10 protein-coding genes and 1 other annotated feature are annotated in these 12,673 nt (G+C 42.8%); of the genes, 4 read left to right on the forward strand and 6 right to left on the reverse strand.

The window, feature by feature from the left end; genetic code table 11:
* Nucleotides 1–267: 267 nt before the first annotated feature.
* Nucleotides 268–479: a binding site (T-box leader), on the reverse strand.
* Nucleotides 480–626: 147 nt separating this feature from the next.
* Complete coding sequence (locus tag C4B60_RS06300) at nucleotides 627–3,677, forward strand: transglycosylase domain-containing protein (protein WP_245153885.1); 3,051 nt, start codon at nucleotides 627–629, stop codon at nucleotides 3,675–3,677.
* A 162-nt stretch (nucleotides 3,678–3,839) separates the two neighbouring features.
* Here C4B60_RS06300 and acsA read toward each other — a convergent pair whose 3' ends face one another.
* On the reverse strand, nucleotides 3,840–5,558 hold the full coding sequence (gene acsA, locus C4B60_RS06305; protein WP_104057152.1) for an acetate--CoA ligase: 1,719 nt from the start codon (nucleotides 5,556–5,558) through the stop codon (nucleotides 3,840–3,842).
* A 188-nt stretch (nucleotides 5,559–5,746) separates the two neighbouring features.
* On the opposite strand from acsA, the gene C4B60_RS06310 reads away from it, so the two are divergent.
* From C4B60_RS06310 to C4B60_RS06320, 3 genes are read left to right on the forward strand one after another with little or no spacing between them, the layout of a single operon-like run.
* Complete coding sequence (locus C4B60_RS06310; RefSeq protein ID WP_104057153.1) at nucleotides 5,747–6,379, forward strand: GNAT family N-acetyltransferase; 633 nt, start codon at nucleotides 5,747–5,749, stop codon at nucleotides 6,377–6,379.
* A 22-nt stretch (nucleotides 6,380–6,401) separates the two neighbouring features.
* A complete protein-coding gene (locus C4B60_RS06315; RefSeq protein ID WP_104057154.1) occupies nucleotides 6,402–7,049 on the forward strand; it encodes an acetoin utilization AcuB family protein in 648 nt (215 codons plus the stop codon).
* Entirely contained in the window at nucleotides 7,019–8,209 is a 1,191-nt protein-coding gene (locus C4B60_RS06320) for an acetoin utilization protein AcuC (RefSeq protein ID WP_104057155.1), read from the forward strand. The genes C4B60_RS06315 and C4B60_RS06320 overlap by 31 nt, the downstream gene beginning before the upstream one ends.
* A 102-nt stretch (nucleotides 8,210–8,311) precedes the next feature.
* Here C4B60_RS06320 and ccpA read toward each other — a convergent pair whose 3' ends face one another.
* The 5 genes from ccpA to C4B60_RS06345 form a co-directional block, all read right to left on the reverse strand.
* Entirely contained in the window at nucleotides 8,312–9,313 is a 1,002-nt protein-coding gene (ccpA, locus tag C4B60_RS06325; protein ID WP_104057156.1) for a catabolite control protein A, read from the reverse strand.
* A gap of 276 nt (nucleotides 9,314–9,589) precedes the next feature.
* The gene (locus tag C4B60_RS06330) at nucleotides 9,590–10,672 is read right to left on the reverse strand and encodes a bifunctional 3-deoxy-7-phosphoheptulonate synthase/chorismate mutase (RefSeq protein ID WP_104057157.1); all 1,083 of its coding nucleotides are present in this window, start codon (nucleotides 10,670–10,672) and stop codon (nucleotides 9,590–9,592) included.
* A 445-nt stretch (nucleotides 10,673–11,117) separates the two neighbouring features.
* Nucleotides 11,118–11,438: a bacillithiol system redox-active protein YtxJ gene (gene ytxJ / locus C4B60_RS06335; protein ID WP_104057158.1), complete on the reverse strand. Its 321-nt coding sequence runs from the start codon at nucleotides 11,436–11,438 to the stop codon at nucleotides 11,118–11,120.
* Between the two features lie 73 nt (nucleotides 11,439–11,511).
* Nucleotides 11,512–12,057: a YtxH domain-containing protein gene (locus C4B60_RS06340; protein ID WP_104057159.1), complete on the reverse strand. Its 546-nt coding sequence runs from the start codon at nucleotides 12,055–12,057 to the stop codon at nucleotides 11,512–11,514.
* 34 nt (nucleotides 12,058–12,091) lie between these two features.
* Nucleotides 12,092–12,580 carry a DUF948 domain-containing protein gene (locus C4B60_RS06345; protein ID WP_104057160.1) on the reverse strand — a complete coding sequence of 163 codons (489 nt, stop codon included), beginning with the start codon at nucleotides 12,578–12,580 and terminating at the stop codon, nucleotides 12,092–12,094.
* Between the last annotated feature and the right edge of the window lie 93 nt (nucleotides 12,581–12,673).

Below are 12,673 nucleotides of genomic sequence, written 5' to 3' on the forward strand. Positions count from 1 at the left end.
CCAACGGGCAGCTCCTCGGATCGTAAGCCACTCATCCATTCAGGCAAAAAGCGCCTGATTGGCTGATCGTCTTACGTCTGTCGGAGCTAAACGCCCGTTTCCGCTTTTAATGATATCCAGCTCCAGCAGGCAGGGGCTCGAGTCATAAGTCATCCTGCCCAATAGGCAAAAAGCGCCTATTTGTGCAGGCTGCCTTATGCTTGTCGCCCCTAAACGCCTGCTTCCGCTTTTAATTAAAAAAACACATAAAAATAGCCCCTTGCGTTGTGCAGGGACGCTTTTATGCGCGGTACCACCCAGCTTAAGAGTATGGTTACTCTTCCACTTCATTTACATAACGGATTGTTATCCGATCCTCCACCCGGGCAGAGGACAGCTCAGAGAGTGTAATTCACAAATCCTTTGTAGCGGTTTGCACCAACCACCGCTTCTCTACTAACAGGGAGGATTTCCTACTGCGATCTCTTCAACGCATTTTACAATTAAGTTAAAATATTTTTATCATATCTTCCACAATCATGTCAAGTCGGTATTAATGGATTTCCGTCACATTGTGTCTTAATATCCATTGAATTCCTGCAAAATATGGTATAATAAAGAGGATGTTTTAAGGAGGATGATAACTGTTGACAGATCGTAAACTAAACGTCCGGGAGCGCATTGATTCCATAAAAGCAGCTTTTGCAAAAAGCGGGGCAGGAAAGAAATTCCGCATCTCCTATCAGGTTATGTGGAACATCGTATTACTGCTAATCATTTTTGGAGTCCTCGGTGCAGCTTTTGCAGGTGGTGTAGGAGCTGGATACTTTGCGTCACTGGTAAAGGACGAAGAAGTTTTGTCATATGAATCATTGCAGCAGGATCTGTATGATTTTACAGAAACTTCGGATATATATTTTGCTAATGATGTTTATTTAGGTAAATTACGAACGGATTTAGAGCGTGAGCATGTTTTACTTGAAAATGTGTCTCCGTTATTAATAGACGCTGTAATCGCCACGGAAGATGAATACTTTATGGAACATGAAGGCGTAGTGCCAAAGGCTATCATGCGTGCAGTGTTCCAGGAAGTTACAAACTCTGCCACACAAACCGGAGGAAGCACCCTCACCCAGCAGCTGATTAAAAATCAGGTGCTAACGAATGAAGTCTCCTTTGACCGTAAAGCAAAAGAAATTTTACTTGCCCTGCGTGTAGAACGTTTTTTTGAAAAAGAAGAAATATTGGAAGCTTACCTAAATGTAGCTGACATGGGAAGAAACTCCTCAGGTAATAATATTGCAGGAGTGCAAACAGCAGCACTTGGACTCTTCGGAGTGGACGCGCAAGACCTCACTCTTCCCCAGGCCGCTTTTATAGCAGGGCTTCCACAGGCTCCGTTTGGCTACACGCCATTTACTAATGCCGGGGAATTAAAATCCGAAGAAGCACTGGAGCCGGGCTTCACACGGAAAAGAGAAGTTCTTCACCGCATGCTCCGCGAAGGTTCTATTACTCAGGAACAGCACGATGAAGCAGTAGAGTATGATTTAACTGCTGACTTTATCCCTCCTGCAGCAAGTGCGCTGGATCGCTACCCTTACGTTACAGAAGAAGTGGAGCGAAGGGCTGCAGAAATTCTCAAATTTTATCTTGCTGAGCAGGACGGCTACCCAAAACAGCAGGTGCTTGACAGCAAAACCCTGGATGACAAATACAAAGAAATGGCCGAGCGGGATATCCGACAAAAGGGATACGAAATTCACTCAACCATTGATAAAGAGCTTTATGATGCAATGGAGGTTGTGAAAAATGAGTATGCCAGTTACGGCCCTACCAAAACAGTCATTGAACTCAATGAAGATGGCGAAGAAGTGGAAGTAGAAGCTCCTGTACAGGTCGGCAGTGTCTTAATGGAAAACTCCACGGGCCGTATTATCAGCTTTACAGGAGGTCGTGATTTTGAGCTTGAACAAACGAATCATGCAACGAGATCATACCGTTCTACCGGGTCTACCATTAAACCGCTTGCTGTTTATGCTCCGGCAGTAGAATATGGAATGATTGGCGCAGGAAGCCCTCTTGCGGATGTGAAATTCACTCATAATGGCTGGACGCCAAGCAACTATGTGGTAGAGCGTGAATACGGAATTGTGCCGGCAAGAACTGCTCTGGCGGCTTCACATAATTTATCCGCAGCCAGATTATATGGAAGAATGATTGAAGAAGGTCATAACCCGGGTGAATTCCTACAGGTTATTAACCCTCAAAGAATTAAACAGGAAGAATATGGATATCGCGCCTTTTCGCTTGGCGGTTTAGGCGAAGGATTATCAGTAGAAGAAAATGTTTCAGCTTATGCAGCCATTGGAAATATGGGGCAATACAATGAGCCTTATATGATCGAGAAAATTTTAGACAATGCTGGCAATGTTATTTTTGAACATGAATCCGAGTCTAAAAAAATGTTCTCGCCAGCAGCTGCTTATGTCACACTTGAGATGATGCGAGATACCATGACACCAATCGGCTCAGGTCGTACAGCACCTGGATTCCTGAATTTTTCAACCGATTGGGCATCAAAGTCCGGTACTTCTCAAAACACACATGATAACTGGTTTATCGGTACCAATCCAAATATCACCTTTGGAATCTGGTTTGGCTATGACAAGCCTTCTCCGCTTCCTGAGCGTGCAAGTGTAAACACGATTAATTTATGGGCTAATATGATGAATCGAGCTCGGGAGCTTCAGCCGGATCTAATTGATCCATCCAGTCCGTTCCAGCGTCCAGAAGGCGTAGTAGATCGATCCTTCTGTTCCTTTACGGGACTGCCGGCAGACTCTGCCTGCTCAGCAGCAGGCCTGGTAACAACAGATGTATTTACTACTGCCTATCAGCCTGATAGCTCAGATGCGGGATTAAAAAATACGAAATACGTAACAATTGGCGGAACACGCTTTATTGCTTTGGACTCAACACCGGATGAATTTTCTTCTACTGGTGCTGTACTGAGCCCTGATTTTGCTGAAAGAATGCTTTTCCCTTATGGCGGAGATGCTTCTAAATTGTTCCCAAGTGATAATTCTTATTTTGAAAATCTGCTTGCCGCAAATAGTACACTGGAAGATGACGGAAGTGCTCCTTCAAGTGTTACACTAGCTGTTTCCGGCAGCACTATTTCCTGGAATGCTTCAGGAAGCAGCGATGTAGTCGGCTACCGTATCTATTCCGGTAACAGAAAAGTTGAAATAAGACAAGCCGATGATACACTATCTGCTTCCCTGCCAAATGGAACCTACCAGGTAGTCGCAGTCGATGTAGCAGGCCGAGAATCTGCCCGTTCCAACGAAGTCCGAATTGGAAGCGCACCTTCAGAACCGTCTGAATCTGATGACGAAGACCCAGATGAAGACACGGCAGAAACCAGCACCCCGCCAGCATCCACCCCTCCTTCCAGTGGGAATGGCAATGGTGGCAATGGAAACGGTAATGGTAACGGCAATAGTAATGACAATGGCAATAACAATGACAATGGCAATAACAATGGCAATGGCAACGGCAATGGCAATGGTGGCAATGATGAGGATGAAGATGAAAATGAAGAAGATACTCCTCCGCCATCAGATGAAGAACCTGAAGATCCACCGGAGGACGAGACTCCACCTGAGGATCCGCCAGAAGATGATGAAAATTGAGTAAAAGGACTGACCCGTCATGGGTCAGTCCTTTTTGTTCAGTACTCCCCTATATTAGCTAGACCATCAAAAACCCCTAAAAGCTTATCCAGATTATTGGACAGGCAGAATTAGGGGCTTTTTGTTTAAATAGATTCCAAATGCCGAATCATAAAGATCCTCTTAATCTTCCATAGTTGATAAATCACCGGTTGGAAGATCTAGTTCCCAGGCTTTTAACACCCGGCGCATAATTTTACCGCTTCGTGTTTTCGGCAGTTTGTCTTTAAAATCAATTTCACGCGGAGCAGCATGAGCTGCCAGACCTTTTTTAACGTGAAGACGGATATCCTCTTTGAGTTCATCAGTTGCCTCGTAGCCTTCCCGCAGCGCAATGAACGCTTTAATAATTTCCCCGCGGACCGGATCCGGCTTCCCGATAACTCCTGCTTCTGCTACAGCGGGATGCTCAAGCAGCTTACTTTCTACTTCAAATGGCCCTACACGTTCACCTGATGTCATAATTACATCATCAATTCTTCCCTGGAACCAGTAGTAGCCCTCCTCATCTTTATAAGCAGAGTCTCCTGAAACATACCAGCCGTTTGGCATAAAATAAGATTCATATTTTTGCTCATTGTTCCAGATGGTATTCATCATAGACGGCCAGCCCTTTTTAAGTGCCAGATTCCCCATGCGATTGGCAGGAAGCTCATTCCCCTGATCGTCCACAATGGCCGCTTCCACCCCAGGGATTGGCTTCCCCATAGAGCCCGGGCGAATTTCCATTGCCGGGTAATTACAAATCATTTGTGCGCCTGTTTCTGTCATCCACCATGTGTCATGAATCCGGTGCTGGAATACTTTCATTCCCCAACGGATGACCTCAGGATTAAGCGGTTCTCCCACACTCAGAACATGGCGGAGAGAGGAAAGATCATACTTCGTTACCAGCTCATCTCCAGCTCCCATCAGCATACGGAAGGCTGTCGGTGCACTGTACCATACTGTCACGCCGAAATCCTCTAGTGTCTGATACCAGGCTTCCGGACTAAAGCGGCCTCCTACAATAACGGAGGTTGTTCCTGTAAGCCACGGACCGAAAATTCCATATGATGTTCCGGTAACCCAGCCAGGATCCGCTGTACACCAATACACATCATCATCACGCAGATCAAGAACCCACTTAGAGGTCTGGTAATGCTGGAGCATCGCCTGCTGAACATGGAGAACGCCTTTAGGCTTTCCTGTAGACCCTGAGGTATAATGCAAGACCAGTCCTTCCTCTTGCTCAAGCCACTCAACAGAGAACGAACGACTTGCATCGCTGAAGTGCTTCATAAAGTCAATTTGCTTTCCTTGCTCCTCTACCTTATTACCCACAATAAATACATGCTTTAGATTCGGCAGTTCATCCACTGGCACCCGCTCTAGTAAGTCAGGTGTGGTAATAATGGCTTTTGCTTCACTGTCCTCCAGCCGGTCTCTAACAGCACCCTCCATAAAGGCCTCAAATAGAGGTCCGACGATTGCACCAATTTTTAATGCGCCCAGTAAAGCAAAATAAAGCTCCGGAGACCTTGGCATGAAGATAAATACACGGTCTCCTTTTTCAATATCTCCCTGGTTTTTCAGTACATTTGCTGCTTTGTTTGTTAATTCCTTCATCTCTTTAAACGTATATTTTTCATTTCTGTCCGCGTCGCGGTAGTATAAGGCGACCTTATTCTTTTTGTCGGATTCTGCATGGCGGTCTATTGCTTCGTGTGCCATGTTTATTTTTCCTGTCTCATACCAGGAAAAATTCTTTTGTGCCTCTTCCCAATTAAACGAAGCGGCTGTTTCTTCATAGCTTTCAAGATTGTACTTTCCTTTAACTGATGGTAACGCTTCCAAATTCATAAAATCGTCCCCCTATGTAAGAAATGTCCACTTTAGTATAGTATAAAACTAAAATTATCTCAATTTTTAAAAATTATCTTGGAGAAAATTTGTCGATTTAAAGGATTATGAGGTTTTAGTTGAAAGCGCTTTAAATGTTGGGGTATGCTGTATTTAGGACTTCAACGAAATGTAGGTGAGCCATTAAGATGGACCATGTAAAAATATATAACGCAAAAGAATTAAAAACGACAAAAGGATCGATTATTATCGAAGGCCCCGTTTCTTCTGAGCATCTTTCGACTCTGGAATTTCATGAAGACCTTATTGCTTTTCGTCCTCCTGCCCAGCAGCATCAGGCACTGATTGAAATTGCTGATCTTGCGGAAGGCCGCATCATTATCGCAAGAGATCACAATACGATAGTAGGATATGTAACCTATCTTTACCCTGATCCGCTTGAGCGCTGGTCTCAGGGGAAGATGGAAAATTTAATTGAGCTCGGTGCTATAGAGGTTATCCCTCGATTCAGAGGTGCATCAGTAGGCAAAAATCTTCTCAGGGTTTCGATGATGGACGACGCCATGGAGGACTATATTATTATTACCACGGAATATTATTGGCATTGGGATTTAAAAGGCACCGGCCTGAATGTGTGGGAATACAGAAAAGTGATGGAAAAAATGATGAACGCCGGCGGTTTGGAATATTATGCTACCGATGATCCTGAAATCAGTTCTCACCCCGCTAATTGCCTTATGGCGCGTATCGGCAAACGAATAAAGCCGGAATCCATTGAACAATTTGATCAGCTTCGCTTTATGAATCGTTTTATGTACTAGCCTGATTGGAGGAAGGTAAAAAATGATAGTTGAAGATATGATGGTTCAAGACGTTCATACACTCACTCCCGATGCTACCCTGGCTGAAGCGATCGATAAGATGTCTGCTAATAAAATCAGGCATCTTCCTGTGGTTGACGGAGAATTTAAGGTTGTCGGCATTTTAACAGACCGGGATATTAAAGAATTCTCCCCTTCTCCCTTTCAAATGAACGGCCAGGATGAGCTTCTCGAAACAAAATTACAGGAAATTATGAGAACGCCTGTTATTACAGGACATCCCCTTGATTTTGTTGAGGAGGTCGCCTTACTTTTTATGGAGGAACGAATTGGCTGTCTGCCTATTGTCAGTGACGGCAGACTAATCGGCATGATCACTGAAACAGATTTATTACATACATTAATTCAGCTGACCGGCGTCAGCCAGCCTGGATCACAAATTGAGGTAAAGGTACCAAATAAAGCTGGTATGCTTTATGAAGTTGCCGGAATCATTCGAAAAAACCACTCAAATATTCACAGTGTCCTCGTCTATCCTTATAAGAAAGACGAACGGTTTAAAATCTTGGTATTTCGCGTACAAACAATGAATCCGATGTCCGTCATTGAAGATCTGCGCGAGGAAGGGCATGATGTATTATGGCCAAGTCTTCCAATGAACGATCAGTAATAAAGGAAGCAGCATTTGTTTATTCGGATGACCTATTAAACTACCGTTTTTCTAAGGATCATCCCTTCAACCAAAAAAGGCTGCAGCTGACCTTGGACTTACTCAAAAAAATAAACGCCATCTCTGATGAGGACATCATCAGTCCAAGGATCGCTACAGATGAAGAGCTTACACTGATTCATGACCATGCTTATATTGAGGCCGTGAAGCTTGCCAGCGAAGGAAAGCTGTCAAAAGAAAAAGCAGAAAACTATGGCCTTGGCACTGAGGATACTCCAATGTTTAAAGGGATGCACGAAGCGAGTGCACGACTTGTCGGGGCCACGCTTACTGCTGTCGACTCGGTCATGACAAATCAATCACGACATGCCGTAAATTTAGGCGGAGGACTGCACCATGGCTTCAGAGGAAAGGCTTCCGGCTTTTGCATTTACAACGATAGTTCAGTTGCCATCAAATATATCCAGGAGCGCTATAACGCCCGTGTACTGTATGTAGATACAGATGCTCACCATGGAGACGGCGTTCAGTGGTCTTTTTATGACGATCCGAATGTCTGTACACTCTCCATCCATGAAACAGGGCGTTATCTTTTCCCTGGTACAGGCGCTGTAAATGAAAAAGGTCATGGAAAGGGATATGGATATGCATTTAATATCCCTCTTGACGCATTCACTGAAGATGAGTCTTTTTTAGAGGCATATGAGCAATCATTTAGAGAAATTATTGAATTTTTTAAACCTGACGTGATCTTAACGCAAAATGGCGCAGATGCCCATTGTCTGGACCCTCTGACGCATCTTTCTTCCACGATGACCATATACCGTGAAATACCAAAGCTTGCCCACCAGCTTGCCCATGAGTACTGTGATGGCAAGTGGATAGCAGTAGGCGGGGGAGGCTACGATATTTGGCGTGTGGTGCCGCGAGCGTGGGCACACATATGGATGGAAATGACTGATTTTGAACTTTCTTCTAACGATCTTCCTAAGGAATGGCTTGATAAGTGGCAGAGTGAATCACCTGTTCCTTTAATTAAGACATGGAATGATCCGAAACAGGTATATAAGGCAATTCCGAGGAAAAAGGAGATCTCCGAGAAAAATCAGCAGACGATTCAGAAGGCACTTTATGCCTTGCGTTCCAATAAAAAAAACTAAGCCTATAATAAAACGCATGGAGGAAAATTCCTCCATGCGTTTTTATTTACCTATTATAAATAATATCTTATATCTGGGCACTATACTTTACGTTATAATTCTTTAACTTTTTGTTGACTGTCTCTCTTCAATTCTGTGAGGCAGAGTGACGCTTTGGTTATCAATGCTTTCTTTATTCATCAGCTTTGTTAAAAGTCTCATGGCCACAGCGCCAATATCATACAATGGCTGCACAACGGATGTTAACTGCGGGCGGACCATTAGGGCAAGCTTAGTGCTGTCAAAACTTATTACTTCGACTTCGTCAGGAATTTTAAGCCCCTGATCCTGTGCTCCATGAACAACCCCTAAAGCCATTTCATCATTTCCTACAAAGATGGCTGTAGGCTTAGTAGAAAGCTCCTGTAAACGGCTCCAGGCCTCTAAGCCGCTGTCATAGGTATAATCCCCTTCTATGACCAGATCGTCGGTATATTCAATCCCTGCTTCCCGAAGAGCCTCCCGATAGCCTTCAAGTTTCAATGCACGATTAATCGTGTCATGAAAAGGACCGCTGACAAAAGCAATTTCCTTATGACCTTTTTCAACGAGGTTTGTGACCGCATCATAGGAAGCCTGATGATAGTCAATATTCACTGAAGGCGTTTCACTTGAAGCGTCTACCGATCCAGCAATAACGATTGGTACAGGCGAGCGCTTAAATTCAGATACATGCCCCTCCGTAATATTTCCACCCATGAAGACAATGCCGTCCACTTGTTTTCCAAGCATGGTGTTTAACAGATGAAGCTCTTTTTCCTCATTTTGGTCTGAATTGCTCAAAATAATATTATATTTATACATCGTTGCAATATCTTCTATTCCTCTTGCCAGCTCCGCAAAAAAGATATTGGAGATATCGGGAATAATAACACCGACTGTGGTGGTTTTTTTGCTGGCTAATCCTCTGGCTACAGCATTTGGGCGATAGCCAAGTCTTTCGATTACTTCAAGAACCTTTTTCCTAGTTGCCGGTTTTACATTCGGATTTCCGTTTACTACTCTTGAAACGGTAGCCATTGATACATTTGCTTCTCTTGCCACATCATAAATTGTGATATTCATCTTAAGCGCTCCTTTAAGCATTCTCATTTTCATTTATTTTCATTTTACACGATAAAGCTCTCCGAATCGAAGATTTACATGTATTTTGTTTGATTTGTTAACATATGTTCACAATCATACTCTAGTGTTGCAACGCTTTCAATCATTAGAGCAGGAATTCGTGCTGCATTTAGTAATTTTAGTATAGGCAATCATGGAAAAAAGAAATCGTTAAATGACATTCTTGAAGAAAAAAACTCCCCAAGTCCATTCAGGACCTGAGGAGTACTACTATTTTTATTTTACTGAATGAGCTCCTAAGAAGCTTTGTACTGCTCCCCAGAAATCATCGAATTGATCAAAGTTCATTTGCTGTGCTGAATCAGAAAGTGCAACTGCAGGATCCGGGTGCACCTCTGCCATTACACCATCTGCTCCGATAGCAAGTGCAGCTTTAGCTGTCGGAAGAAGAAGATCGCGTCTTCCAGTCGAGTGAGTTACGTCCACCATCACAGGAAGATGTGTTTCCTGTTTTAAAATCGGCACGGCTGAAATATCAAGTGTATTTCTTGTAGCTTTTTCGTATGTGCGGATTCCGCGTTCACATAAAATAATTTGATCATTGCCCTGAGACATAATGTATTCAGCGGCATTTATAAACTCATCAATTGTTGCAGCAAGTCCTCTTTTTAACAGAACAGGCTTATTTGACTGACCTGCAGCTTTCAGAAGCTCAAAGTTCTGCATATTACGGGCTCCGATTTGGATAACATCTATATAGTCTACTGCTTCCTCAATATGCGCCGGGTTTACAATTTCACTAATAACGGCCATATCATATTCGTCCGCAACTCGCTTTAAAATTTGAAGGCCTTCAAGTCCAAGCCCCTGGAAATCATAAGGAGATGTTCTCGGCTTATAAGCGCCGCCACGCAATAATTTAAGTCCTTTAGCCTGAACCTGTTTTGCAACTGCTGCTACCTGTTCATAAGATTCTACAGCGCATGGACCGAAAATAAATTGCGGCTTGCCATTTCCCACCTGCTCACCTTTTAGCTCGACAATTGTATCGTCTGCTTTTTTCTTTCTTGATACAAGAAGCGCTTTACGGTGATCATCCTTTTGAAGCTCAAGACCCGCTTTAAAAATCTCTTTAAAAATATGCTCAATGGTGGAATTGAGAAATGGTCCTTTATTATTTTCTGCTAAAAGATCAAGCATTGCCCGCTCACGAACCGGCTCAAATTTATTTACGCCCTGCTTTTCTTTCACTCGGCCAATCTCCTGAACTAATTCTGCACGCTGGTTAATAACGTCCAGCAGCTGCAAATTCATCTCGTCTACTTTTTGTCTAAGCTGATCCAATTCCACATTGCTCATACTAAACATTCCTTTCTTTTGGAAATCCATTTGTTCAATAATTGATTTAGTTGTTCCTGGATCTACGCTTTTTTACAGTGCTTGAAACAGGTATAACTAAAAAGCAATTATCAATTGTTCCTTATTATAATCCAACCTTTCCGTAATGTCACGAAAAACTTTATTTGTTAAACGCTTTTAAGCGTTAATTGGATAAAGTAAAAACTTTTCAACTCCTGATGTGACGCCTTTTCTAAATAACAAATATAGAAAAAGAAATCAAAATAAAAGAGGCTGGAACAAATGTTCCAGCCTCTTTTACCCGGTTCACTTCGCTTCAGGGGGACGCTTTCCACGGTGAGGGGCCCTTCGCTAACTTGCTAACGCAAGTGGATCTCAAACTCCCTCTTCATCCCGCAGGAGTCGCGCCCTTCCACTCCGTTCACCTCACGTTTCTAATAAACAATTAGTTCGATAACTGCTCCTTTAGTGCCTGCTCTTTAATTTTATAATGCGAGGCATTCCAGACAGGCTGGCCATCTTTAAAATAAAGCACCTGGGGAGACTCGTGCTTCACCCCGTATGTGGCAGCAATATGTGCAGAAAGCTCACGAGCCTTCTGTACAGCAAGATAGTAAGTATCTGAATCTGCATTTTCTGAAAAACGTTTAAACTCCTCATAAGCTGAGGCGCTGATTGGGCACGTCAGGCTGTGCTTCAGTAAAAAGAAAGGTTTGTTAGCAGATATAGCTTCGTCAAATTCTGTAATTTGATCTATTTTTTTCATTCTGAATTCTCCTCTCGATAAAAATTTATCGGTAAAAAAACGATGAAGAAAACTTCATCGTTTTTAATTAATATTATTTATCTTCTTTGAGCTGATTTTCAAGTGGTGATTCATTCGTATCAGGTGTCAGCGGATCAACAGGATTAACTGTTAGATTCGGTGTCGGTGAAGGCGGCGTATTTGATGGTTCAAATGATGTGCTGGAGAAATTCTCACTTGAAGAATCTCTGTCAGTATCGTCTGAAGAATCATCTTTAAATGACTTTACCTTTTCAACAAGCGCATTAGATGATGACTGAACCGTCTGAGTAATGCCTGAAGTTTTTTCCTTTGCTAAAGAAGAAAGCTCAGCTGATTTTTCTTTTGCTGTAGTAGCAATCTCATTTCCTTTTGTCACTGCCTGATCCTTCCACTCGTAAGAACGCTCTTTTAAAAGACCTGCCTGTGTATTCAGATCTCTTCGAAGATCGGTTCCTGATTTAGGTGCCAGGAATAATGCTGTAGCAGCACCAATGGCTCCTCCGATTACCGCTCCAAGAATAAATGAACCTGATTCTTTTGCCGGTTCTTTCGTTGTAGAATGTGTATCATATGTTGATTGTTTACCTTGCTGAGTCATAAAAACCCCTCCTAATTTGATGGCTGCATTTGTTTTAGTAAGAACTCTGTTTATCAGCAGGCGGCAATGCGCGCTGCGGTTCCGGGTATTCGGTATTAAAGCTCGTCGGCTTTAATTTTCTGGCTTTCCACTTTTCACGAAGCTCCATTGCCACATTGCCCCATTGAACAACCTGTGCAATTTTTTCTTCATTGTTTTCAACCGAACGGCTGATTGAATGAGTGATCTTGCCAATTGAATTGTTAAGCTGCTGAACATTTGTACCAACACCTTTAACAGCATCTACAACGGAATTTAATTTTAAGGATTTGTCTTGAATATCCTCAGCAAGACCATTTGTTTTATGTAATAAATCCGTCGTCTCTCTTGTGATGCCGTCTAATTGATTTTGAAGAGCACCAACAGTTCCTGCAAGATTATTTAAGGTCTTTTTCATAGCAGTTAATGTAATTGCAAGGCTTACACAAAGCACTAAAAAACCTACAGCCGCAACAGCAGCACTAATGTAAAGTATGATTTCCATAAATAAACAACTCCCTTCCAATGATATAGTGGTTATACCCTTGCAGATTCTACACTAAACTTACTATGCCACTAAATTCGTTTCTTCATTACA

Origin of the sequence: Jeotgalibacillus proteolyticus (assembly GCF_002926065.1) — a bacterium.
Classification (GTDB): domain Bacteria; phylum Bacillota; class Bacilli; order Bacillales; family Jeotgalibacillaceae; genus Jeotgalibacillus; species Jeotgalibacillus proteolyticus.

Bases quoted from the DNA above. Each gene is read 5' to 3' on its own strand.
- acsA (WP_104057152.1), bottom strand. From the start codon at position 5,558: ATGAATTTGGAAGCGTTACCATCAGTTAAAGGAAAGTACAATCTTGAA.
- C4B60_RS06310 (WP_104057153.1), top strand. From the start codon at position 5,747: ATGGACCATGTAAAAATATATAACGCAAAAGAATTAAAAACGACAAAA.
- C4B60_RS06315 (WP_104057154.1), top strand. From the start codon at position 6,402: ATGATAGTTGAAGATATGATGGTTCAAGACGTTCATACACTCACTCCC.
- C4B60_RS06320 (WP_104057155.1), top strand. From the start codon at position 7,019: ATGGCCAAGTCTTCCAATGAACGATCAGTAATAAAGGAAGCAGCATTT.
- ccpA (WP_104057156.1), bottom strand. From the start codon at position 9,313: ATGAATATCACAATTTATGATGTGGCAAGAGAAGCAAATGTATCAATG.
- C4B60_RS06330 (WP_104057157.1), bottom strand. From the start codon at position 10,672: ATGAGCAATGTGGAATTGGATCAGCTTAGACAAAAAGTAGACGAGATG.
- ytxJ (WP_104057158.1), bottom strand. From the start codon at position 11,438: ATGAAAAAAATAGATCAAATTACAGAATTTGACGAAGCTATATCTGCT.
- C4B60_RS06340 (WP_104057159.1), bottom strand. From the start codon at position 12,057: ATGACTCAGCAAGGTAAACAATCAACATATGATACACATTCTACAACG.
- C4B60_RS06345 (WP_104057160.1), bottom strand. From the start codon at position 12,580: ATGGAAATCATACTTTACATTAGTGCTGCTGTTGCGGCTGTAGGTTTT.